The following is a 23,709-nucleotide window of genomic DNA, read 5'->3' as shown; positions in this document are numbered from 1 at the left end:
AATATCAACGTATCATTAAGTCATGGCAAGCAGGAAAGGAAGTAAAAACTCCCATTAACCATTATCTTATGGGAATTTAAACCCACCGTCCCTCACTACATCATCCGAAACATCCTCAATACTATTCATTTTAATCCCTTCATCGCCAAAGGAGTTAGAGTCACATTGTTTCGAACTTATAATTTTATTGTTTTTTTTCACATCAAGTTGCGCGACAACTCCGGGCTTCTCTTCAGGAATACTTAGGATATAAGAGTATTCGCCTCTACTGAATCCTAAATATGTCGTATATGTTGCTAAATCCACCCATCTTTTTAGCCTGTTTTCAAAATCAAAATCAACTACTAACTCTGTTTCCATTCCATTTTTATACGTGTACTTAATCATTCCATTTTTTGGTTTTGCGCAAAATGTAGCTATGCGGCTCAGTTTCCCTGATAACGAGCATGATGCAATTAAAGTTTCATTTTTAGCACATTCACTTGCGTTAGCATACGATATGCTAAACATCATAAAAACAAATATATATTTTTTCATTTAAATACATCCTCTCCAATTTTATAAGCATTCTCGCGTTCTTTTAGCCCCATGTGGGCACCATTTACGACGCGCGTAACATCTGGTACATCAGAGAGACCCCGGCCTTGATCTGCATTATACGGTTTATATTTCAACCAAAACCAAAGAGCACTTCGGATAGCATATGGCATCTCGTTTATTTTTTCGGGATAATTAACAGTATCCGGCGTACCGCTACTCCAATAATTAGGATAATCGACCATAAAACCATGGTATTTTTCGTAACCTGTAATTTGAATCAGCCCTCTCCCTCTAAAATTATAGCCATCATCAGGATGACTCTGCCGGTTACCGTTCAACCGAAGATAGTGTTTACGCCCAATAGCTTGTTCATCAGCTGCGCGAATAATCTTACCTGCTGAATTTTTCTTGTAACCGTCAGTTTCAGCCTCACCGGGATGCTGTCTGTAGTATTTACTGAAGGTAAGTAGTGCTTCAGGTGAAAATTGGAATTTTTCTGTTACTCCTTTCATGCTTTCACCAACCTCTCCTCTTATTTGAGAAAAGAAGTGACTTAATCGTGTTGGGGTATCTAGCTTGAATATTTTTAGTTTTCCACGTAGTTCTTCAACGACTGTGTTTATATCGGAATCAGAAGCTGTTGGAAAAATTTTCTTTATCTGTTCATATGTAACACCATCGCTAACCGCGGTCAGCATACCTAAAAACGCTACCGGATGCATATGCCACAAAGAGGATCCCAGTTTTAATTTACCGGCATCCTGCATCCATACCATCTTATCAAGATAGGCTTCACAGTATTCCCGCCACTCTGGTGCATCACTTGTCAGTTTGTTCAAAAACGATTGCCAGACAGATGTATCCTTTTTGTGATACCACTCGCTGGGATGTTTCACTATCATCTTATTCGTAACACCGCGATAAGACGGGTTGTGGATAGCGCTCAGATACTCCCGGGATGAATAGGGGCTGACACGACTGTCGATCCGGTTCAAAAGTCGTTGATAATTGTACGGGACTGCACGATGGGTTAACCGCGTGTCAGTACTTGATGCATCAAGAAGACGATTAACAATACTGCGAACCATCCCTTTGGGTGATGTTGTGCCATCAAGATGATCAAAGCTCAGCGCTTCGTCCACTATTGTAGTGAACCCCAGCTTTTCGAGATCGTATTGCGACAGCGTCTCAGCCGATGTATTACTTTTCGGCACGTAGCCGTTCGCATACGGCAAAAACCAGTATTCCTGTTTATCAGCATCCGGTTCTGTTTTCACCTGGCTCAGTTTCAGGATTGCCTCGCCACGGGTGACCCTGCCATCACTGACCATTGCCTTTGTGTTTAAGTCTTTCGAGAATAGCGGCAGGCCCGGGGGACACTTCAGATAACGTGGCGTACTTTCCCCCGCCTTCTCAGGATTTTTCAGGAACGCAGGCAGGCTGTCATCAGCACTCAGGCATTCGATGTGTACCTGATAACGGACATCATAGCCACCCTCTTTCGGTACCTGAAAATAACCCAAGTGCCCGACACTGTTACCTGCACCGATTGGATACGGCGCCGGACAAACAACTGTATCAAACTGCATCGGCTCGGCATAAGGCGGCAACAGATGCGACCACCAGGACGGACGTACAGCCGCGCCTGATGGCGGGACAAGATTATCTCTGTCCGCCAGGATCCAGTATTGTTGCCCTTCCACCAGACTGCTCTTCGTACCTTTGGCCTTTACTTTATCAGACAGTCCTATGAACGTGACCAGGCCATAACGTCGCGTTTCAGGCCCGGTCGCACTAAGGCTTGAATCTGAAGCATCCCATTCAATCCGTGAACCTTTCGGGATGGTGGTTATGCGATATCTGTTTCTGTTTTCAGCGCTGGTATCAGGAATCCACTCGCGGCTAAATACAGACAGCTTATCATTCACCATCCACTGCATTTCGTTTTCACTGGAAGCGTAAGCGGAGTAAGGCGCCAGATGCATATACAGTGTATAAAAATGCAGACCGTTTTCTTTTTTCTCGCCCGGCTGAATGAAGTGCCGCACCAGAACAAAAGAACCGGAGATACTCAGAGAGCCCGTTTCCCAGGGAACGGTCAGATAATCGCGACAAATCCGGTACGCCACCACTTCTCCGTCCGCCATACAACGAATGCTCTGCTCGCCTTTGTAAGCCACCGGAAAATCCAGTTGTTCGGAAAGTGCCCTGCCACTCAGAGCACACCACGGCGTGGTGCTACTCGTGATATGAATCCCCCCGTGCCACATACCGTTGCTTCCTACCATGTACCAGCCCGTCGCTTCACCTTCCAGGTGCGACATCAGGTCTTGCTGGCTGGCAAAGTCGCTGCCGCGATTGCTGGATGGCACAGGCCAGCTGAATTTAGGTAATACCGACATATCTGTTCCCTCAGTTACTCAGTGGTTTACTGATGACGCGTTTAATTTCGGCTATCTCGGTACTGTTGAAATCCGGAGAAGAGACAGGCAAATCACTGCCACTGCCCGGTACCAGGTATTTCCCCACCTTCATAGTCAGGTCACCTCTCGAACCATGCTCAATACCGCTGTCGCTGATTTTCAGGTAAGAGCCACCACCATTGACTGTCAGTGTTTTCGGTGTACTGATAACGATTTCATCGTCAGTACTGGTGATGGTCAGCGCCTTTTGTGCGCTCACCTCCAGTGTGTTGTGCCGGGAATGTATTTCCACGTCACCGAGGTTAGCAATCATCCGGGCACCCGCTTTATGTGCGAACAGCCCCAGCTCATTCTCAGCACTTATAGAAATGTTTTGCATCGCCCCCATGTCGATGTTCTTACCTGCTGTCAACATTGTATTCTGTGTACTGGTGAGCTGCAGGTGCTCACCTGAGGTAAGGGCGATACCTTGTGGAGCCGATACCAGCAGGACTGCGGCCTGCAAATCAGCAATACTCTGCATCACCAGGTTGTTCTGTGCCTGAATATCACTGACCAGTGCTTTCGCTGCTTCGGCCGCATTATTCAGCGCCTGCATTTCGCTGTTGGCCTGTTGAATGCGGTTGACGGCCGGCGCCATATCCAGCATCTGTCCTTCACCTTTTGGCTGCGCATCTGCAGACAGGAATATCCCCCGCCCGGCACGCAGCGCCCCATATTCATCGGTACGCAGTTCAAAGCCGGTACCGCGCTGTTCACGCTGAGCGTCCACCACATGGCCGCCGTTAAGCTGCGTTTTGCCAAACGGCGTCGCCAGCTTGAAATGCTCTTGCTGACGCTGATCTTCCAGACGGAATTTGTTATCCCCGGCGGTGCGCCAGATGTTGCGCGTGTGGTTATCGCGGGTAACATGATCGGGATGTCCGGAATCATGCTGTGCGTGGGCAATATACGGACGGTCCGGGTCACCACCATCAAACATTATCGAGACTTCAGTGCCATCAAGCAGTGGTGAGTGGAAACCGTAGCTGTCCCCGGCATAAGGTTTCGCCATGCGCAGCCAGAGGTACGCATATCCCTGCTCACTCTCACTGCGGTCAAAATCAAGCCGGACGCGGTAGCGTCCCTGATTGTCGAGGTACGCGTAGGTGTCATGCTTCTCATCGCTCTCCACCCTCGCAGGCAGGGAGCCGGCAATCACCGGGCGGTTCAGTAGCGCGGGGCGGTAGCAGACCGTTTCGCGGTAAGGAATACCCGTAAAGTGCAACCGGAAGCCCTTATCGCGTGCACCTGAGGTGTGAACCCCGGTGATGACAATGCCGTTTTTCAGCGAATCCGCAAGGCCACTGCCCTGTGGTTCCAGCACTTCGCCCGGAGCCAGAACCGGACTGCTGGCACGCCCCGTAACGGTTTGCCGGGTATTGAGGTAACGCTCATGGCGCAGGCGGGCAAACCAGGCCCCGCCTTCCGGGGTTTCAGTATCCCCTGCGTTCAGGAAGGGTTCGGCGTAATGATACACCTCACCAGTGGTTGCCCCACCCTCCCGGAGAACCGTCACCGAACTGTCCTGCGGGGCCAGCGCATCGCGGTAGTTATAGTCGCGGGTAGCCACACTATCGGTGACCACGCGGTCTGTGGCCCGAATATCCCAGACGCTCAGCTGGCCGTTATCACTGGTGCGTGACGGCGGAATAATGGGCAGTTTCACGCCAAACTGATACTGCACCTGGCTGTCCTGGAAAATCACCACATCCTGTTCAATGCGGCTGTCCATTGCGAAACGCCAGTAAATACCGACTTCGGCCAGCAAACGCTGAATAAAGGCGAGATCTGTTTCACGCCACTGGGTGATAAGTTCGCGGACCGGGTAATGCTGTGATAAGCGGAATTCAAAATCCGCCCCTTCCAGCCCGTGAGAACGCAGTATCTGTTCCGCCACTTCCGGCACGGACTGATTGAGGTATACCGCACATCGCCGGGTATGCTGCATCAGGGCAATACGCGGCACGAGTCGCAGGGAATAGGTGATCTCATCCGCTGATGCGGAGATCCGCCGGAATGCATCAACCACGCCATACACAGTGCGCACCGGCACCGCTGGCGTACCGTTATAAAGCGGAGTCCGGAAGGTAAAGCAAGCCGGTTTCAGCATCACATCATTGCTGGCAAGACTCGCCGCACAGGTGACGGTAACGTCATAATGCCACGGCTGGCTCAGAGTTTCCCTGGCACGAAACCGCAGCACATCCAGCGACTGTGAACAGCCATGTACATCCATCCGGTAACGGGACAGACCCGGAGCTGCGTTTATCGCTTTTTGCGCCAGGCTGTTTAAACTTTCAATCATCGTTTACCTCCGGCAGTGTCTTCTGCGCGCCATCAAACTCCAGCACGATGCCTTCTTCTTCGTCCCATTTCAGAGTCAGGCTGCGTGGTTTCTGCTTTGCCGCCATATAGGTCAGTAGCTGCTGACTCAGTACCGGCAGAATCTGCTGATTCAGCAGACTGTCGACGTTGCGTGCGCCAGTGTCCGGCAGCAGGCAGGCAGAGGTCAGCACGTCATACAGTTTTTCATCAATCCGCGTGGTCAGGCCGTAGTAACAGTTCAGGCGCTGGCTGACCTGTGACAGCTTCATTTCCACGATAGTGCGCATTGCCGCTTTCGTCAGCGGGCGATAGATCACGGTCTGGAAGCGGGCCAACAGCGCAGGCTGAAAGTGGTCGCGCAGGATCGGACGCAGCAGTTCCTGAAGGTCGCCTTCGGTCGCCTGCGGCTGATGCTCTGGCAGCTGCATGATATGGTCGCTGCCGAGGTTAGAGGTCATCAGAATGACGGTGTTACGGAAGTCGATTTCGCGCCCTTCGCCATCGCGCATAAAACCGCGGTCAAACACCTGATAGAACAGGTTCATCACGTCGCGGTGAGCTTTTTCTACTTCATCGAGCAGCACCACGCTGTACGGGCGCTTGCGCACCGCTTCGGTGAGGATACCGCCCTGTCCATAACCGACGTAGCCCGGCGGGGAACCTTTCAGCTGGGAAACCGTGTGCGGTTCCTGATACTCTGAGAGGCTGAGGGTAATCAGCGATTTTTCACCGCCATACAGCACGTCTGCCAGTGCCAGCGCGGTTTCCGTTTTACCGACACCGCTCGGTCCGGCCAGCAGGAACACGCCCTGCGGGCCATTCTCAGGGGTCAGTCCGGTTTTGGCGGCACGCAGGCGCCGGGCAATGGCATTGAGTGCTGCATCCTGACCGACCACGCGTTTGCCGATGTTATCTTCCAGGGTTAGCAGTTCAGTCTGCTCGTCTTTCATCAGGGAAGACAGCGGCACACCGGTCCAGTCGGCAATCACAGTGGCAACGGTACGCACATCCACATCAACGGAGAGCAGCGGGTTGCTGTGCTGCATACCATTAAGCTCCTGTTGCAGCGCGTACGTTTCACCCTGCCGGGTGATATCACGGCGGGTTTCCAGCAGTTGTTCGGTAATTTTCAGCTCCTGACCGTACCGGGTTTCCAGTTCATCAAGCGCAACGATAAGGCAATTTTCTTCCTGTTCAATGGCGGCCAGGCGCTCGCCATGGCTCTGGTTACCGATAGCGATGTCTTCCAGAAGCGCCTGTTTCTCCATTTCCAGAGAAGTAATCTGCGAGCGGATGCGGGTCAGTTGTTCGGGTACCGTATCGAGACTCATACGCACGCGGGCAGCGGCGGTATCAAGTAAATCGACGGCCTTATCCGGCAGCTGGCGCCCCGTCAGATAACGGCGGGAGAGGGTAACTGCAGCACGCACCGCATCGTCAGTAATATGCACAGCGTGGTGCCCCGCGTAGCGCGATTTCAGGCCACGCAGCATCAGGCAGGCGGTATCGTCGTCCGGCTCGTCAACTTTCACCATCTGGAAACGACGCTCCAGTGCGGCATCGCGCTCGAAATACTGTTTGTACTCAGACCATGTCGTGGCCGCGATAGTCCGCAGTTCGCCACGCGCCAGTGCCGGTTTCAGAAGGTTGGCCGCATCGGCTCCGCCCGCCTGATTACCGGCCCCGATAATAGTGTGCGCTTCGTCAATAAACAGCAGAATCGGTACCGGCGACTGCTGCACGGCATCAATGACGTTTTTCAGACGCTGTTCGAACTCACCTTTCACGCCTGCACCGGCCTGCAGCAGACCGAGGTCAAGTGTGCGCAGGATGACCGGCTTGAGCGATTCCGGCACATTACCTTCTGCAATACGCAGTGCCAGACCTTCAACCAGTGCCGTTTTGCCGACGCCCGGTTCACCGACCAGCATCGGATTGTTCTTGCGACGGCGCGAGAGAATATCCACCATTTGGCGTATTTCCGTATCACGGCCGAACACCGGATCGATTTTGCCTTCTCTGGCTTTGGCGGTGACATCGAGGGTAAATTTTCCCAGCGCGTTCTGCTGCGCCGGACTCAGCTCCCCCGCGTTCAACTCTGTCACCGCAGGATGCCCCACAAACTCCGCCTCACTGCTATGCTCCCGGACCAGTTCAGCGTCAAGTTGCAGCTCAGGGCGTTCATCCGACTGCGCATCCAGCAGGGGACGCAGGCGCTCCAGCTGGCTGTGACCGGGCGTCAGCAGTGGCCACAGGCCATCACAACGTATCAGGTTCTGTTTTTCCACCAGGACCATCAGCAGGTGAATACTGCGAATACTCTGCTCACCGGCGAGTGAAGCCAGCAGCCAGGCGTCCTGCATCAGCATCCGGATGTTGTCCGAGAGCTGTGGCCGGTGGCGTACCGATCGCGGCTGCTTGTCCAGCCAGCCGAGTAAATCCTGCCAGATGCTGTCCATGTCCCACTCGTAGCGGCGGGCCAGCACAGAGAGGTCCCCTTCGCCCTGTTCCAGCAGTTTCAGCAGCCAGTGCTCTGGAAAAATTTCCGCATGGGCGCGGGTCTGGCAGAGCGCAGCAGCCCCTTCCATCGCGCGGGCACAGTAAGGGTTCAGACGTCGCAGCAGAATGGCTGACTTTTCCATAAGTGTCTCTCTTTGTCGGTTCCCGGACACGCTACCGCCCATCGCTTTTCCCGTGCAGGGGACCAGAGCGCATACGGTTGTGCTGGCAGTTTGTAAGTTTTTTGCTGAACGCCCGCACAGGCCGGCGTTCAGCAAAAACAGCGGAAAGGTTATTCCCCTCCGCTTAAAAACGAGGATTACGCGAAAGAGTTCGTGTCGCAGGCAGACGGCAGGTTTGTCAGTCCCCGGGAGCACAGATCACCCGGTGGCCGGGGTGAACGAACTCTGCCAACGCGCCTTCGGCACGAAAGATGACGCGTAATCAGGCGGTGGCACGCTCATTCCAGGCATCGGAATGAATGATGTTGCCGTCTTTGTAGGTCCAGGTGATTTTTTCGTAACGCAGTTCGATCTGCTCAAGATGGTTATGTTTCTCGTAAGCAGGATCCTTGACGTCATGCATCACCGGATGCACTTTCACTACTTTTACGTTTTCCAGCAGGGTGTTGAAGTATTCCACTTCCTGGCCGGCGTCGTTGATTTTGTACCACTTGAATTCCGCGGACTTCAGGGTCTGACCGGTCGTTACCGCCTTGTAGAAGTACGGGCTGGACGAGTCGGTTTGCTTGGTGAACTGGAACGGGGTATGGATACGGGTACCGGTCAGCTTGCCGGTGTTGTTGTCGGTCGGGATATACAGGTTATGCTGCTGCGCCACCACTTCGATACTGCCGTCACGATCCTGAACGTCCACAGACCCTTTGATGTCCGCGCCGCCATCGTCTTTCAGCCAGAGGTAAACAGGGATTGCCATGATAATTTCTCCATTTATACACATCATCCTTCAGGCTGCCTCTTTGCCGGCGGCCGTCATTCGCCCCGTTCACAGAGCTGTCTCTGCTGCCGGGAACTCATTCTGTTGCCGCCGCGATCCGGCCCGAATGACTTTGTGTATTCTTTTTATAAAGCGCCATTATTCTGCGATGGCGCCGGGGGTGGGCCCGGTCGCTGGCAGGCATTCGCCTGCGGTACCAGACTGATTTCGACACGGCGGTTAAGCGCCCGGCCCTGCGGGGTGTCATTGGTTGCGATCGGACGGCTTGCGCCATAGCCCTGCACCGCAAAACAGCTTTCAGGTACATCCCCGGTGTCACGCATCCAGTCACGCACCGCTTCGGCACGCTTCAGGGACAGCGTCTGGTTCAGTGCCGGCTTACCGGTGTTATCCGTATGGCCCGCCACCACAATCAGCCAGCCGGGTTTGCCCCTGATGCCGACCAGCGAGTTAACCAGCAGTTTGGTGGAGCCGGGCCTGAGATCGAAGCTGCCGGAATCGAACAGCGACATGCTGTCGAGGCGCACAATTTTCGGTACCGGCTTTGGCCCGGGTTTCGGTGGCGGCGGCGGAGGGACATAAGTATCAATCGCCTGCTGAACCGCCAGCCACAGGCGGTTACCTGAATACAGACCGAGCCCGTAACGGTGTGGCTCTCCCTGACGCTGCCAGCGCTCCAGCAACAGAGCATCCTGCTGCAGAGCATGCAGAGCCTGCGATTTCGCAACATAATGATTCATCGGGATAGCCTGCCAGCGCTGAAGGTCGGTGCTGACCCTGCGGATAAGCGACTGGTTATGTCGCACGGAAAGGACAATGGCGCCAAGCACGCATAACAACAGAATCATGACCACCCGACGCCCTGTTTTTCCCCCCTGCAACGGGGTGGTATAGGGGGCCAGCAGAGGGAGTACAGCATCGGCAAAATGCCAGCGAGGTTGATATGCAATCACACGACCGGCAGGAGCTATGCAGGTCCGGCGAAACAATAACTGTGGCCACAGCGCAGCTAGCGAGGTGGATAGCGCACCGAAACGCAGAGTGACAGCAAAGGGCAGTACGGCCGGATACAAACGATCCACTTTGCCCAGTTCATCCAGCACCACGCAGTGAAGCAGTGATCTCGCCAGTGTCAGATACGGCTGAACAACGGCTGCCTGCAACCACTGCTGCCATTCGCTAAGCATGATGGCTGGTTCTTCATCCGGACACACTAGCGTCGTATTGCCTCGTACCACTATCCACGGCGTTTCCGGACCACTGAATTCGGCATTAAGCACCAACGGAACGTTATAGCCGGTAAGTTCCCGTAACTGCTTCATCTGCAGACGCAGCGCTTTGAGTGACGCACGCAACAACGCCTCATCCTCATGCTGGTCCGGCAGACAGCGGTACATCACGGCGAGCTGGCCTGCCATCGCCGGAGTGCGCGCCAGCAGGCACTCTGCAAAAGAGGTAAGTCCGGTCAGTTCCGCTATCCGCAGATACCAGCCCTGTGCCGTCCCCCTGCATGGGCCGCCCGCAAATATGGCACCATCCACATCACCACAGATCAGCACTACCGGCCCGGTATGGCTTTCTGGCGGGAAGTGACCTGCTTCATCAGCCTGAACAACAGGGCATTTTTGACGGTAACCCTGACGGATAAGCACAGCGGAAATCAGCAGAACGACCAGCGTCAGGACCAGTTTTCCGGTGACCGGCCATGGGATAAATCCCCAGACCAGCCACAGCACCGCGACAAGGCACAGCAATACCGGCAGGGCAGCCCGGAGCAGTGTTCGGCCGCGCATCAGAGGTGCTCCGGCAATTGCTGGTTCAGCAAGTCCTGCAGCCACAGATACCCGCCCAGCCAGACAGCACCAGTCAGGACCACTGCCAGTACCATCCAGAACCAGACGGACCGCAGCAGGGTATAACGACGACGACCGGTTTTCTGTACGACCAGTGAGCCGCCCGCCTTCGGTGGTGGCACTCGTTCATTCAGGGCTGCTATCACCTCATCACGCTGTGATTGCCCGACACCGGAGAGGCTGTACTGCCCCTGAAACCCCAGAGCCAGCACCCGCTGGTAGCAGACCAGTACCGCAGGCTCCGGCGCGGGCTGTCGCAGCACCTCCGCGATACGATCATATAAGGCCTCGCCCGCTCTCAGAGATCCAAAGTAGACTGCCTGTAGCGGTGCAGAACGCCAGGCTCGCTGTCCGGCATCCAGGGTCATATTCAGTGCATCCTGTCCACTGCTCGCGGATATAATCGCGTCCCTGTTTTCTGGCTGCTGAGCCTCTGGCTTACGGTTCATTACGGTTTCATCCAGCAGGGCGCACTGGGCATAGGTAATGTGATCAATACTTTCTGTACTCAGCCCTGCGCGCTCCAGCGCTTCACGTACACTTTCCACCTGTGCTTTGCAGGCCGCATAAAGCGCAGGGCCGTCCGTTACCTGCCCGCCATGGCGCAGCTGCGCCACCGTGAGCCAGGTCTGTACCATCAGAGCATCAATATCGATAACCTTATTCATGAGCGCAGCACCGCAAACAGTTCAAGTTCCAGTTCACCAAGCAGTGACGGAACGTAGAATACGCACACCCCCTGATCCAGCATTTCGCGGGCCGCCGGACTTTCCATATCCAGTACGAAGTACTGGTTTTCCAGACGCAGCGGCAGTGCAGCAGGCACGCGGCTCAGGGTAATAAGACCAATTCCTTCGACAGCCACACCGGACACCTCGCCAACTTTCGCCGGGGCACCGGCAATACACATCTCTGCGAACCGCCCGGCAATCTGCCACGCGGGTTGATTCGCCCGCACCGAGAGGTAAAAATCTGCTTCATCGCGCAGACGAATATCATGCAATACTGCTTTCCATGTTTGCGGATCCATACGCTCCATTCTGACCGCTACCACACGGGACGGCAGGCTGGCTTCCAGCAGTTGACTGATAAGGTCAAACAGTGGCGGGAAGGTCTGCTCCGGCGTACTGTGGTCGTAACCCGGTATCGCCTCCGGGTCGTGCTCAAGGGAAAACGTCAGCATACTGCCGGCAAGACGAGCCAGCTCGGCCCAGACCTGCTCAGGATGCCTGTCAGGGAAACGTTCATACTCAGAGAGCACCCGGCCATGGGAATTCAGCGCATTCAGCAGCCAGAACAACGACACATCAGCGACCGCAAAATCAGCCATTCTGTCGTTGCTTTCACGACGCATGGACATCAGACGCTGGCGACGGGAACGCAGCTGGCGGTTCAGCAGCGCCAGGCGTTCACACAGACTGCGGCTTGCTGAGAACAGCGCCATCGGCGGGATAAAGTCAGGATCCTGACGCCACCCCCCCTGCCCGTCCCGCAACAGACGGGCAACAGCGCAGGTATCCCATGCGCTATTGTCTTCATGTCCGAAACGGAATGTCAGATTAAAGCGGGCAACCGCCACCGACTCTTCTTCCGGACCAAAATGATCGGCGATCGTCTCCCAGGCTTCCCGATAGCGCAGCGGGCGCTCTGCCGGTACCTTGTCCGTCTGCACATTGACGATCCCGGCCTGCATCACCGGTAAAGCCACATACACTGTCACCGGGACATTGCTGGCAGACGCCGGTGTCTCAATTTCACGCGGCTCCGGTGGCAGATCGCTGAACCGGGTATCAATCAGCGTGTCATCCGGGAGCCAGAGACGCAGTGACTGCGCCCGGATCCGCCCGGAGGCCAGCATTGCTTCATCCAGCTCAACCCGGCCAACTCCCCAGGGAAAGGCACTTCCGCGGGCGGCAATACCCGCCCGCGAAAATGCATCCCATTCAGACTGCTGCTGGAACTGTTGCGGGGCCAGAAGCGCCCCTTCATTCCACAGCGGGCGGTAAATTTTCATCCCTGATTTCACCTCGTGTTACGATTTCGCTTTCGGCATCCGCGAAACCAGTGACAGGCTGACATCCATCCCTTCCACCTGGAAATGCGGGACCGCATACAGCTTCACGCGGAAGAAGCCGGGGTTGTCTTCGATATCTTCGACCACCACCCTGGCATCCCGTAACGGATGAGAGGCCTGCAGTTCGTCACCCGGGTCGGTCATTTCCGTCACCAGACTGCGCACCCAGCTGTTAAGTTCTAACTCCAGCAGACGCCGATCTTTGGTGGTACCGATATTTTCACGCTGAATAAGCTTCAGATAATGGGCGATACGCGATAGCAGGAAGATATAGGGCAGCCGGGCATTGATACGGCTGTTGGCCGTGGCATCAGCCGTATCATAGCTGGCGGGCTTCTGGGCTGAGTTGGCGCTAAAGAAGCAGGAGTAGTCTCTGTTTTTATAGTAGGACAGCGGAATAAAACCCAGACTGGCAAATTCGAACTCGCGGGTTTCCGGGATCATCACTTCTGACGGGATCTTCACCTGATTGCCGGTACCCAGATCATAAAGATGGATTGGCAGATCCCGGACAGCACCACCAGCCTGCGGACCACGAATTTGTACACACCAGCCATTGCTGATAAAGCTGCGTACCATGTTAGCCGCGAAAGCAAACGAGGCCTGGGTCCACAGGTATTTATCGTGATCCGGGCCTTTCACTTCCTCGACGTAGTTGAAACTGCGCACCGGTACAGTATCCGGACCATAAGGCAGCCGGCCCAGTACGCGTGGCATCACCAGTCCGATATAGCGGGCATCGTCCGTCTCGCGGAAGGATTTCCACTTAATGTATTCAGCACGGTCAAAGTAGTTACCGATATCTTTGATCGCCGCGACATCTTCCATCGACTCTTTGAGGAAAAATGCCGGGCCTGCGGAGCCGATAAACGGCATATGTGCTGCGGCAGACACTTGCGAGATATTGCGCAGCAGCGTGATATCCTGAGCGGATGCATCAAACTGGTAAGCGGAAATCAGCGCCGCTATCGGCTCTCCTCCCGGGGTATCATACTCATCAATATAAGTCTGTTTATACAGGCCGCTGTGGATGATTTCCGGGCTGTCCTCAAAGTCCTGACGCAGGTCTGCTTTGGACATGTCCAGCAGTTCCACTTTTACATTCTGACGGAAATCGGTTTTGTCGATAAGGGATTTCACGCCGCGCCACAGACTTTCCACCGCCTGAAAGGCTTGATGGTGCATCACCGCATCAAGCTGACGGCTTATCCGCCCGTCCAGCTCAGCGATATGATGGTCAATCAGGTTTTTGTCGAGCTTTTCAACCTTTGAGCCCGATGTTGCCAGACACTCCAGAAAGACCTGCATACCGGCCGTTAATCGTTCATCCACCGTTGCTTCTGACATTACCTGCGTATCCTGCCAGATATCCAGTGCGCTGAGCCCCGGGACCGGGTGCAGATTGATTTTTTCAAACAGAGACGCATAAACCCCGCCGGTCGCCGGCGCGTCGGTCACCACACTTTCGCCACCCGCGGCATTCTCATTGTTTACAGACATCAGCATCTTCCTTAATTAATCGGTGAGATCATCGTGACCGTTATGGCTGTTTGGTTGCCAGAGCTGCAAGTTCGGATCTGAGTTCTGCACTTAACGCCGGATCACGCATAATTTTTTCCAGTTCTTTGCGGAAGTTCTGGTTGTCCAGCAGGTTAGCTTTTAAATCACGAAGTAAATTGCGCATGGAAAGCATGGCTTTCAGCTGAGGTATTTGCCGGGAGACCTGCTCCGGAGTGAAGTCGTTGATGCAGCGGAAGGTCAGGCTGATGTTGTCTTCGCTGCCGTCATCAGCAAGCGTATTTTTAACCGTCAGACTGACTTGCGGGGAATATTCAGAAAGCACAGCGTCAAAGTTATTTTTGTTCAGATTCACTTTTTTGCGCTCAGACAGTGGTGCCGATTGCCGGCCATGACTGAAGTCGCCCGCCACCAGTAATTTCAGAGGAAGTTCAGTTTTCTTACCTGCGCCCCCCGTATGCAGATCAAGCCTGAGATTAATACGTGCCTTTGGCACTTCGTTCTGGAAACTGTCAGCCATTTCATCACCCCTCGCTTTATCGCTGTGCACACTTTCAGACTGAAGTAATTTACACCCGATAGCAGAATAATGATCTAACCAAGATCAAATATACAGATCTTTAATTCGCAAAAAGTTAATAACTAAGAATTTTACACCAGATATTAATGACGGATTACGCTGATACACCAGAAAGCCGAACTACTGGAAATGCAGTAAGCAAATATTTATATCGAAATAGTTAAAATGGACGGTTAGTTATTAAACAATTAATCTTCAGTTGATTAAAATCAATACACTGAGGATAAACATATCAATCCATTATGAAATAATGGCTTCAGGACGGAAGGTAATAACAGAAAGGGCTCAGATTCCCCGGAGGCTATGCCCGGGTTAAGGGTGAGAAACATGGTGAAAGGCATTAACTGGGTGTCAGGGGCATCAGCCGATTATGTCCTGACAGAGAACAATTGATCAGCTGCCACTAATTCTGATGCTTCTGCAATCGTACTCATAAAAACGGCCATTAATAAGCAGAATGATGCGGAATGTTTACAATCGAATATTTTTCACAAAGGGGAACACATATGGCGTTCAGATCACCTGAACTGGTCGATGAACCCACTGACATCACTGCCCGGGAAGGCCGGATGCAAGGGGATACAATATCCGGCGGTAACCCGCCCTGCGGGTTCTTATGCCGGTCACAGGGTAATGGCATAGCAGAAAACACACATACGAAAAAGGCCATGCTAATCAATAGCATGGCCTCAAATAGTGGCGGAACGGACGGGACTCGAACCCGCGACCCCCTGCGTGACAGGCAGGTATTCTAACCAACTGAACTACCGCTCCGCTTCATTCCCCGTCGGGAACGAGGCGAATATTAATAGGGCAGCCTGATTACGTCAATGGTTTTTCTACAGCAATCAATGTGTTTGCCGTTTTTTTGGCCTTGAAGGCGATTTATCCGCCAGAAATGATGTTTATACTCGCCATAAACAACTTCCGCCTTTCTTTAATACCAGATCAAGCCGGGACTCATGAGCAGCAATTTCACCGGCATCAGCCCGGATAACCCGTAAACCACCATCAGCCTGTACCTCACGGTGGGTAATCCCCCCGGTATTATTCTTCGACGAGTCTGTATCCGAAGAAAATGTCAGAGATGTCTGACCACCGGTCATGGCCAGATAGACATCCGACAGGATTTCGGCATCAAGCAATGCGCCGTGCAAGGTTCGTTTTGTGTTATCAATATCGAACCGTGAACATAAAGCATCAAGACTGTTCCGCTTACCGGGGAACATCTTACGTGCCATCAACAGGCTATCGGTTATCTGGCAAAAAGTTTCTGTTTTTTCCAGCCCGCGGTTGAGTTTAGCAAACTCATAATCCATAAAGCCGATATCAAACGATGCATTGTGGATAATCAGTTCTGCACCACGGATGTAATCCAGAAACTCATCAGCAACCTGAGAAAAAGCCGGCTTATCCAGCAGAAACTCATCGGAAATACCATGTACCCCGAATGCTTCAGGATCCACCAGCCGGTCAGGTTTCAGGTACACATGGAAGTTGTTGCCGGTCAAACGGCGGTTAATCACTTCCACTGCACCTATTTCAATGATGCGATGCCCTTCATAATGCACCCCGATCATATTCATACCGGTGGTTTCTGTATCAAGGACGATTTGGCGGTTTTTTACTGTGCTCATAGGGGCCGTTTATGTCAGACTTGGATTTTTCACAACAGGAAGTCTACCAGAGATGCGCAAACAGGTAGAAATTTTCACCGATGGTTCTTGCCTGGGTAATCCCGGGCCCGGCGGTTATGGTGCAATTTTACGCTACGGAAAACACGAAAAAGAGTTCAGTAAAGGCTATCGGCTGACGACAAATAACAGGATGGAATTAATGGCGGCAATTGTTGCCCTGGAAGCATTAACCGAAGCCTGTAACGTCACAATAAGTACCGATAGCCAGTATGTTCGTCAGGGCATTACCCAGTGGATTGTTAACTGGAAAAAACGCGGCTGGAAAACAGCAGACAAAAAGCCGGTGAAAAATGTTGACCTCTGGCAGCGTCTCGATCAGGCATTACAAAATCACAAAATTGACTGGCAGTGGGTCAAAGGACATTCCGGCCATCCTGAAAACGAACGCTGTGATGAGCTGGCCCGCCAGGCGGCAAATGTCGCTGACCAGGAAGACAGCGGTTATTCGCCAGTATCATGATTTTTATTTTCAGATAACTGACGGGTGACATTAACGGCTGCACGGATCCCCGGGGCGCGGGCAACAGACTGATTTTTATTCAATATCAGCGGATAGGTCCGCTTGCGCGCGACAACGATATTGACTGCCCCGATCGCAGGCAGGTGGGTACTGATAATATTACCTCCCTGCGGTTTCCAGGGGATAACCTGGAAGCCACTGCGGAAAATTATTTCGTAATTAAGAATACTCAGCCAGTCAATCAGCCGCCCCTTACTGAACATACGTCCATTCCACGGAATACGGTGACGAAGCCCGGGAACCAGTTTTCCCAGTCCTATCAGGCTGTAAGGGTTAAAGCCGCTAAGAATGATCCAGCCATCATCCGCCAGAACCCTGTCAGTTTCGCGTAATACCTGATGCGGATCCTGACTCCAGCTCAGCGTATGAGCCAGTAAACAGGCATCCACTGATTTGCTGAGGAAAGGTAAGCGGGTATCTTCAGCAATAACCCCTCCGCCCTCACCTGACAGACTGACATTGACCTGATGGCTGATAGCACAACTGCTGGTATCAATTTTGCCACTCAGAGTGCCGATTTTAAGCAGGTGTGTACCATACAATTTCCCGAAGTATGGCTGCAGATGATATGTCAGTGCATCATGAAAATAACTGCCCCAGGGCATATCCTGCCATTCTTCAGGCGCAATAAGAGTTTGACGTGTTTTCGCAGGCTTCATATTTTACCATCACTAAAACATTCAGGATTATGAGAGGCGCGTATGAATCTTCCCCGTTTAAATCTTACCAGTGTTCCGGCCCTCAGAGATAATTACATCTGGATGCTGAACACTCCGGCAGGGCAATGCATTATTGTGGATCCCGGAGAGGCACAGCCGGTACTGGACACTATAACAGCAAATCAGTGGCAGCCAGTGGCTATCTTACTCACCCATCATCACAGTGATCATGTCGATGGTGTCGCCGGATTACTCGGCAAGTGGCCACAGCTGGCGGTCTACGGTCCTCAGGAAACTCAGGCTAAGGGTGCCAGCCATATTGTCAAAGGCGGGAGTTCAGTCACATTACTGGGCTATGAGTTTACTGTCTTCGATACTCCCGGCCATACCCTGGGGCATGTCTCTTATTACACTCAGCCTTATCTGTTTTGTGGTGATACGCTATTTTCAGGAGGCTGCGGGCGGCTTTTTGAAGGAACGCCACAACAAATGTACCATTCATTTCAGACCATTAATCAGTTACCTGCAGATACCCTGGTCTGCTGCGCCCACGAATATACATTATCGAATCTTGCCTTTGCACTGGAAGTGTTACCACAAAACCAGCAGATTCGCTCTTATTACCATGATATTAAGCAGTTACGTGATAAAAACTGCATTAGCTTACCTTCGACGCTGGCGAAAGAACGCGAGATTAATGTTTTTCTTAAAACCCATGATATTGATTTACAAAGGAATATATTGCCTGACATAAGTTTACCTGAAGAATGGCAGGTATTTTCTGCCCTGCGCCTGAAGAAGGATAACTTTTAACTTTTTTTATTGTGTTGTGCCATCACGTCACGTATGATTGTTCGTCTTTTAATCTACTATCAACGATGACACACATAATGAAGGCTAAAGCGATATTCTTCGCCTCGGTCTTGCTGATGGGATGTCAGGCATCAGGGAAAGATGCTGATATACCTGTTCAGCATGCACAGAGTCTGTCTTCGGCTGGTCAGGGAGAAAATGGTAAGTACGGAGAGCGGATGTTGTCACCGCGATGGCAGGATGATGGAACGACTATCGCACAGGACAACAACCTCTGGGTTACCATTAGTGACGAGTTGAAGATGGGGATTCCGGATAATAACCGGATCCGTGAGCAAAAAAATAAATACCTGAAAAATAAGAGCTATCTCCACGATGTAACATTACGGGCTGAACCGTATATGTACTGGATTGTCGGACAAATACAGCAACGTAAAATGCCGATGGAACTGGTACTGCTACCCATAGTGGAGAGCGCTTTTGATCCGCATGCAACTTCTGCAGCTAACGCCGCAGGCCTTTGGCAGATTGTTGCGAGTACGGGTCGGAATTATGGACTGAAACAAAACCAATGGTATGACGGACGGAGAGACGTAGTCGCTTCTACCCGTGTGGCCCTGGATATGTTGCAACGCCTTAATAAAATGTTTAACGGTGACTGGCTGTTAACTATTGCTGCTTATAACAGTGGTGAGGGGACAGTGATGAAAGCGATTAAACAAAACAGGGCGAAGGGTAAACCGACGGATTTCTGGCACCTGTCGTTGCCAAAAGAAACAACGGTTTATATCCCTAAAATGCTGGCATTAAGTGAAATTCTGAAGAACAATCAGCGCTATGGTGTACGATTACCTGCGCCGAATGAAAGTCGTGCTCTGGCTCGGGTGGAGGTTGGTCAGCAAATAAAACTGACCCAGGCTGCTGAGATGGCTGGCATTTCCGTATCGCGGCTCAAAAGCTATAATGCCGGATATAAAAAGGGGGCTACTGCGCCACAAGGTCCTCAGTACATTATGGTACCGAAGTCTCATGTTGAACGTCTGGAAATGTCTCTGGCGTCCACCGAGATTAAGGCAATTCAGCCAGAATTAATGGCGGATAATAGTACTGTCAGCAGATCACAAAGTTACAGAGTTCGCCGCGGTGATACGCTGTCCACGGTTGCAGCAAAAACCGGGATCAGTATGAGCACACTGAAATCACTGAATAACCTGCGTACCGCCAGTCTGAAAGCGGGCCAGACTCTGAAACTGGGCACCGCGACGGCAAAAACCACTCAGCTGGCTGATAATGGAAACAGCATCACCTACAATGTTCGTAAGGGTGATTCTCTTTCCAGCATCGCCGCAAGACACGGTGTGAATATCAAAGATGTTATGCGCTGGAATGCGCTGCTATCTGATGAGCAATCCCTGAGACCGGGCGATAAACTGACACTCTTTGTGAATAATAGCTAAAGATACCACTGAAAAAGGCTGACCGCGGTCAGCCTTTTTTGTACCCATGACCCGTCGTATTAAAATGAGAACTCGGCCTGCAAAGGGTTATGATCGGAAGCCGTCGTTTCCAGTACTGATGCCTGACTGAGTGTCATATTACGGTAGAAGATAAAATCCAGTGGGCGTCCGAACGCTTTACGCCGGCAGTCTTGAGTAAACATCACTTCCCGCAGTTTAAGCTGACGCATAAACTGATAAAGAACACGAATCCTTTGCCGGCTCCAGGCATTAAAATCTCCGGCCATTAATACCGGTCCGTTATGATGTTGTATCTGCTCGCCAATCACAGCCAGTTGCTTACGGTAGATATCAATGCCCAGGCTAAAATTCACCGCATGAATATTGACCACCATCAGCATCCGGCCATCAGGCAGAGGGTAAGCAGTAACTAATGCCGACTTCGCCAGACGGAGAAGCGGTTCACGCTCCCGCAGCGGACAACAGTAGACAGCGTGTGCCGACGCCAGGGTCATAACTCCGGAAGGATGCTGGGGTAATACCAGGGCCGGAACCTGATCGGCAGCAAGATAATGGCTGGTTGCAAACTGAATCAGTTCCGGGGTGGTTTGTGCTTCCTGTAATAACACCAGATGAGAATGTGCCCCGAAATTTTTCAGGACTGTCTGCCATTCTGCTCGTTGCTGTTTGAAAATATTCCACACCACAACTTTGAGCTTCGGCCCGGTAGTCAGAGGTACACCAGCAGGCATCGCCTGGCCAAGATGCAATAAGGCGGCCGGAGGAAATGTTCTTTCCACCGGCTGGCCTGCAACATATCTCATGGCATAGGTTTTTTTCTGCACTTTAGTGTCTGCTCTCTTCACCGCGGAAAACGTCTCTCTCTGTTATAGGGACTTTATGCCCTGGTTTCAATCAGCAGGTACTGATCCCGACGTGCCGGCACACATAATATCCGCTTTTCCCGCCCCCTGATAAAACACTTTGGCCCTGCCTGTGACTTTTATCTGCCCGGAGAACATTATCGGCGTGCATGTTACCGCAGTCCTTACCACTGATCATTATCAGGTTAAGTATCGGTGGTATATCAACGGCAGGGCTTATTTCCCCGCTATTTTTATCGCGCTGATTATTAACTTTTCAGAGTAAATCAGGTTATTAAACAGGTTACTCGGGTACCTCCGGAAGGTTGCGAGTTTACTCACTAATTCGTGTATCCACCATAGACGGGTAAGATCAATCATCTGCATATATATGTAAGGAAATATCATACATTGTGATTCGTGGAACAACTATTATTACACCTAAGGATGAGGCGCATAATGAGGAAATAATGCCACTTTATCTGTACCGGCACCAGCCAGGAAGACACGGGTAATAATATAATTAACCTGCCAGACGGACTACACAGGCTTTGATACACAAGGGCACGCCCCGGACTACCCCTCCGGAAAATTAATAACGAAATAGCCTCTCCTGCAAAAAAAATAAATATTCATCAGCTAGTAAAAATAATGTCCATCGGGATGAAAACCCAGAGAACTCAATCATAAAAAATAAAATAACACACAAGAAAAACAATACAGAATAACAGCCTCACCTCCTGATAAAAATCACGAAAAAAACACCATAAATCATGGCTAAAAATATAAATATTTCATAACTAAAAACAGCTGTTATATGGAAATATCACCCTCAGAAATTCCAGTTATATATTTCAATCAAAGAGTGAATTATAGAGATATCCTCTGAATATCATCAAAAACTGTGATATCAATCATAAAAAAATGACATCATGGACATCAGCTGTTATAGCTTTATCTATTGATTTTTAATTTCTATATATTTTTTGAGTATGAGGAGACTATCAAACCACGCTATATAAGATACTTCCCCCCTGCCTGGCAGGCCTTAAATTACTCTTCGCAAGGATAATTCGCACACCACACTAACAACAAAAAAGGTAATTATGACTCAATCTAACCCTCAGATAAAAAAGACCTCCCCGGAGACTTCACAGACCGACAATAATACAAGTAATCAGGACGACAGCAGCAACAGTTATTTTCTCAGTGCAGATGCATTTCTGTTAACCGCCACAGGTATCGCTGCTATTGCCGGTTTTCTCTATGGGTATGATACCGGTATTATTTCTGGTGCCCTGCTGCAAATTACTCATGATTTTTCACTTTCAGCCCATGCTCAGGAACTGGTTACCAGTGCCATTCTGGTAGGTGCGGTAATAGGTGCTCTGGTATGTGGAAAAATTTCGGCAGCGATTGGCCGCCGTTATACGGTAATGGCTGTGGCCGCAATATTTGCTATCGGGGTTCTTGCATCAGGCTGGTCAGATTCAGCTATCACCCTGGCACTGGCACGTATTGTGCTCGGCTTTGCCGTTGGCGGGGCTTCGCAGATTGTACCGGTATACATTGCTGAGCTGGCTCCGCCCCATAAACGTGGTCGTCTGGTGACCTTTTTCAATATTTCCATTGGCGTCGGAATACTGACTGCCGGGCTGGTCGGTGCATTCCTGCAGGATATATGGACATGGCGCACAATGTTTTCTGTTGCGGCCATACCGGCACTGATCCTGATGTTAGGTATGTTACCGCTTCCGGAAAGCCCGCGTTGGCTGGTCGGTCAGAAACGAACTAAAGATGCACGTATTGCACTTAATATGGTCCGTGAGACTGACCGGGAAGTCCGTCATGAGCTAAGAAATATTCAAAAAGTACACGATAAAGTAGAACGGAAATCGATTACCGGGTGGAGAGATTTAAAACAGCCCTGGTTACGACCGGCTCTGTTTGCCGGACTAGGCGTTGCGGCATTTACTCAATTATCAGGTATTGAGATGATGATTTACTATACGCCGACGTTTTTAACCGATGCCGGGTTCAGCCGCAGTGCAGCATTACACTCGGCATTAGGTGTGGCTGTGATTTATCTGGTGCTGACTATCTTCGGAAAACTGGTGGTTGATCATATTGGACGCAGAACTCTGACTCTGTGGATGATGCCTGGTGCGATCATTAGTTTATTATTACTGGGGACAGTATTTGTTATGAATAGCCATGGAGGTCAACATCGCTGGCTGGTCGTTAGCTGCCTGTTTGCCTTTATGGTATTTAATTCCGGCGGTATTCAGGTTATTGGCTGGCTGATTGGTTCAGAAGTGTATCCCATGGGGATCAGGGAAAAAGCGACCAGTTTACATGCAGCTGTACTGTGGGGCTCTAACTTGCTGCTGACAGCCACGGCATTATCTCTGGTAAATATTCTCGGGATTGGCGGAGCGATGTGGTTTTATGCACTGCTTAACTTTCTGGGATTTTTATTTATTTACTTTTTTGTACCGGAAACCAGGGGACGTTCACTGGAAGATATAGAAATATCACTGAAAGAAGGACGTTTTTATCCTAAAAAGAAACAGGTCAGCAATATATCCGAAGGCTCTTCTGCCCGCTCCTGATCCTGTCATTATGCCTGTAAAAAGTCTCCCGCCTGAGCGGGGGACTTTTTGTTATTCCCCGACACAGATAATCACAGAAATTCAGGGTAATATTAGCGTGTACGCCAGAGATATAAGTAAGGAATTTCAGGCAAAAAAAACCACACAATATATTGTGTGGTTTCTTTAAAGCATATTAATATCATATGCACTTTTATTAAGTGGCGGAACGGACGGGACTCGAACCCGCGACCCCCTGCGTGACAGGCAGGTATTCTAACCAACTGAACTACCGCTC

The 23,709-nt window shown here is 51.4% G+C and carries 17 protein-coding genes and 1 tRNA gene; 4 read left to right on the top strand and 14 right to left on the bottom strand.

Translation table 11 applies throughout. The features are described 5' to 3' along the window. Positions 1-66: 66 nt before the first annotated feature. From JK216_RS14650 to dnaQ, 12 genes are all read right to left on the bottom strand, one after another. Positions 67-537, bottom strand: a complete 471-nt coding sequence (locus JK216_RS14650; RefSeq protein WP_212708898.1) for a hypothetical protein — start codon at positions 535-537, stop codon at positions 67-69. Beyond that, positions 534-2,942 carry a hypothetical protein gene (locus JK216_RS14645; RefSeq protein ID WP_212710808.1) on the bottom strand — a complete coding sequence of 803 codons (2,409 nt, stop codon included), beginning with the start codon at positions 2,940-2,942 and terminating at the stop codon, positions 534-536. The genes JK216_RS14650 and JK216_RS14645 overlap by 4 nt, the downstream gene beginning before the upstream one ends. 10 nt (positions 2,943-2,952) lie before the next feature. Further along, complete coding sequence (gene vgrG / locus JK216_RS14640) at positions 2,953-5,310, bottom strand: type VI secretion system Vgr family protein (protein WP_212712014.1); 2,358 nt, start codon at positions 5,308-5,310, stop codon at positions 2,953-2,955. Continuing rightward, positions 5,303-7,972 (bottom strand): type VI secretion system ATPase TssH, encoded by a 2,670-nt coding sequence (gene tssH / locus JK216_RS14635; protein WP_212708901.1) that lies wholly within the window; start codon positions 7,970-7,972, stop codon positions 5,303-5,305. The genes vgrG and tssH overlap by 8 nt, the downstream gene beginning before the upstream one ends. Positions 7,973-8,273: 301 nt before the next feature. Then, entirely contained in the window at positions 8,274-8,765 is a 492-nt protein-coding gene (locus tag JK216_RS14630; protein WP_212708902.1) for an Hcp family type VI secretion system effector, read from the bottom strand. 146 nt (positions 8,766-8,911) lie between these two features. Further along, on the bottom strand, positions 8,912-10,579 hold the full coding sequence (locus JK216_RS14625) for an OmpA family protein (protein ID WP_212712013.1): 1,668 nt from the start codon (positions 10,577-10,579) through the stop codon (positions 8,912-8,914). Then, positions 10,579-11,307, bottom strand: a complete 729-nt coding sequence (gene tssL, locus JK216_RS14620; protein ID WP_212711054.1) for a type VI secretion system protein TssL, short form — start codon at positions 11,305-11,307, stop codon at positions 10,579-10,581. Before tssL ends, JK216_RS14625 begins: the two co-directional genes overlap by 1 nt. Then, positions 11,304-12,653 (bottom strand): type VI secretion system baseplate subunit TssK, encoded by a 1,350-nt coding sequence (gene tssK / locus JK216_RS14615; RefSeq protein ID WP_212712012.1) that lies wholly within the window; start codon positions 12,651-12,653, stop codon positions 11,304-11,306. Before tssK ends, tssL begins: the two co-directional genes overlap by 4 nt. Before the next feature lie 18 nt (positions 12,654-12,671). Further along, complete coding sequence (gene tssC / locus JK216_RS14610; protein WP_212712011.1) at positions 12,672-14,219, bottom strand: type VI secretion system contractile sheath large subunit; 1,548 nt, start codon at positions 14,217-14,219, stop codon at positions 12,672-12,674. 34 nt (positions 14,220-14,253) lie between these two features. Continuing rightward, positions 14,254-14,751 (bottom strand): type VI secretion system contractile sheath small subunit, encoded by a 498-nt coding sequence (gene tssB, locus JK216_RS14605; RefSeq protein ID WP_212708907.1) that lies wholly within the window; start codon positions 14,749-14,751, stop codon positions 14,254-14,256. A 757-nt stretch (positions 14,752-15,508) separates the two neighbouring features. Then, positions 15,509-15,585, bottom strand: a tRNA-Asp gene (locus tag JK216_RS14600). A 131-nt stretch (positions 15,586-15,716) separates the two neighbouring features. Then, complete coding sequence (dnaQ, locus tag JK216_RS14595; RefSeq protein WP_212711046.1) at positions 15,717-16,448, bottom strand: DNA polymerase III subunit epsilon; 732 nt, start codon at positions 16,446-16,448, stop codon at positions 15,717-15,719. On the opposite strand from dnaQ, the gene rnhA reads away from it, so the two are divergent. Then, positions 16,402-16,968: a ribonuclease HI gene (gene rnhA, locus JK216_RS14590; protein ID WP_212708909.1), complete on the top strand. Its 567-nt coding sequence runs from the start codon at positions 16,402-16,404 to the stop codon at positions 16,966-16,968. The two genes, dnaQ and rnhA, sit on opposite strands and share 47 nt — an antisense overlap. Here rnhA and JK216_RS14585 read toward each other — a convergent pair. After that, the gene (locus JK216_RS14585) at positions 16,950-17,687 is read right to left on the bottom strand and encodes a methyltransferase domain-containing protein (protein ID WP_212711045.1); all 738 of its coding nucleotides are present in this window, start codon (positions 17,685-17,687) and stop codon (positions 16,950-16,952) included. The two genes, rnhA and JK216_RS14585, sit on opposite strands and share 19 nt — an antisense overlap. Before the next feature lie 42 nt (positions 17,688-17,729). Between JK216_RS14585 and gloB the strand changes: the two genes are divergently transcribed. Together gloB and mltD are read left to right on the top strand one after the other, a co-directional pair. Continuing rightward, positions 17,730-18,500, top strand: a complete 771-nt coding sequence (gloB, locus tag JK216_RS14580; protein WP_212708911.1) for a hydroxyacylglutathione hydrolase — start codon at positions 17,730-17,732, stop codon at positions 18,498-18,500. A gap of 77 nt (positions 18,501-18,577) precedes the next feature. Beyond that, positions 18,578-19,957, top strand: a complete 1,380-nt coding sequence (gene mltD / locus JK216_RS14575) for a murein transglycosylase D (protein ID WP_212708912.1) — start codon at positions 18,578-18,580, stop codon at positions 19,955-19,957. A 59-nt stretch (positions 19,958-20,016) separates the two neighbouring features. On the opposite strand, the gene JK216_RS14570 is transcribed toward mltD, so the two are convergent. Then, positions 20,017-20,802, bottom strand: coding sequence for an endonuclease/exonuclease/phosphatase family protein (locus JK216_RS14570; RefSeq protein ID WP_212708915.1), 786 nt, complete (start codon positions 20,800-20,802; stop codon positions 20,017-20,019). A gap of 1,070 nt (positions 20,803-21,872) precedes the next feature. Here JK216_RS14570 and JK216_RS14565 point away from each other — a divergent pair. Continuing rightward, complete coding sequence (locus JK216_RS14565; RefSeq protein WP_349290167.1) at positions 21,873-23,432, top strand: sugar porter family MFS transporter; 1,560 nt, start codon at positions 21,873-21,875, stop codon at positions 23,430-23,432. Positions 23,433-23,709 lie beyond the last annotated feature (277 nt).

Source organism: Tatumella sp. JGM94, assembly GCF_018257595.1.
In the GTDB taxonomy this organism is placed as follows: Bacteria; Pseudomonadota; Gammaproteobacteria; order Enterobacterales; family Enterobacteriaceae; genus Tatumella; species Tatumella punctata.
Note: the sequence above shows the minus strand (reverse complement) of the source record. Positions and strands in the feature narration are given on the sequence as shown.

What these genes read in the sequence shown, in the direction of transcription:
- JK216_RS14650 (WP_212708898.1), bottom strand. Translation starts at nt 537, where the DNA reads ATGAAAAAATATATATTTGTTTTTATGATGTTTAGCATATCGTATGCT.
- JK216_RS14645 (WP_212710808.1), bottom strand. Translation starts at nt 2,942, where the DNA reads ATGTCGGTATTACCTAAATTCAGCTGGCCTGTGCCATCCAGCAATCGC.
- tssC (WP_212712011.1), bottom strand. Translation starts at nt 14,219, where the DNA reads ATGCTGATGTCTGTAAACAATGAGAATGCCGCGGGTGGCGAAAGTGTG.
- JK216_RS14585 (WP_212711045.1), bottom strand. Translation starts at nt 17,687, where the DNA reads ATGAAGCCTGCGAAAACACGTCAAACTCTTATTGCGCCTGAAGAATGG.
- JK216_RS14625 (WP_212712013.1), bottom strand. Translation starts at nt 10,579, where the DNA reads ATGCGCGGCCGAACACTGCTCCGGGCTGCCCTGCCGGTATTGCTGTGC.
- gloB (WP_212708911.1), top strand. Translation starts at nt 17,730, where the DNA reads ATGAATCTTCCCCGTTTAAATCTTACCAGTGTTCCGGCCCTCAGAGAT.
- dnaQ (WP_212711046.1), bottom strand. Translation starts at nt 16,448, where the DNA reads ATGAGCACAGTAAAAAACCGCCAAATCGTCCTTGATACAGAAACCACC.
- vgrG (WP_212712014.1), bottom strand. Translation starts at nt 5,310, where the DNA reads ATGATTGAAAGTTTAAACAGCCTGGCGCAAAAAGCGATAAACGCAGCT.
- JK216_RS14630 (WP_212708902.1), bottom strand. Translation starts at nt 8,765, where the DNA reads ATGGCAATCCCTGTTTACCTCTGGCTGAAAGACGATGGCGGCGCGGAC.
- tssL (WP_212711054.1), bottom strand. Translation starts at nt 11,307, where the DNA reads ATGAATAAGGTTATCGATATTGATGCTCTGATGGTACAGACCTGGCTC.
- tssK (WP_212712012.1), bottom strand. Translation starts at nt 12,653, where the DNA reads ATGAAAATTTACCGCCCGCTGTGGAATGAAGGGGCGCTTCTGGCCCCG.
- mltD (WP_212708912.1), top strand. Translation starts at nt 18,578, where the DNA reads ATGAAGGCTAAAGCGATATTCTTCGCCTCGGTCTTGCTGATGGGATGT.
- tssB (WP_212708907.1), bottom strand. Translation starts at nt 14,751, where the DNA reads ATGGCTGACAGTTTCCAGAACGAAGTGCCAAAGGCACGTATTAATCTC.
- tssH (WP_212708901.1), bottom strand. Translation starts at nt 7,972, where the DNA reads ATGGAAAAGTCAGCCATTCTGCTGCGACGTCTGAACCCTTACTGTGCC.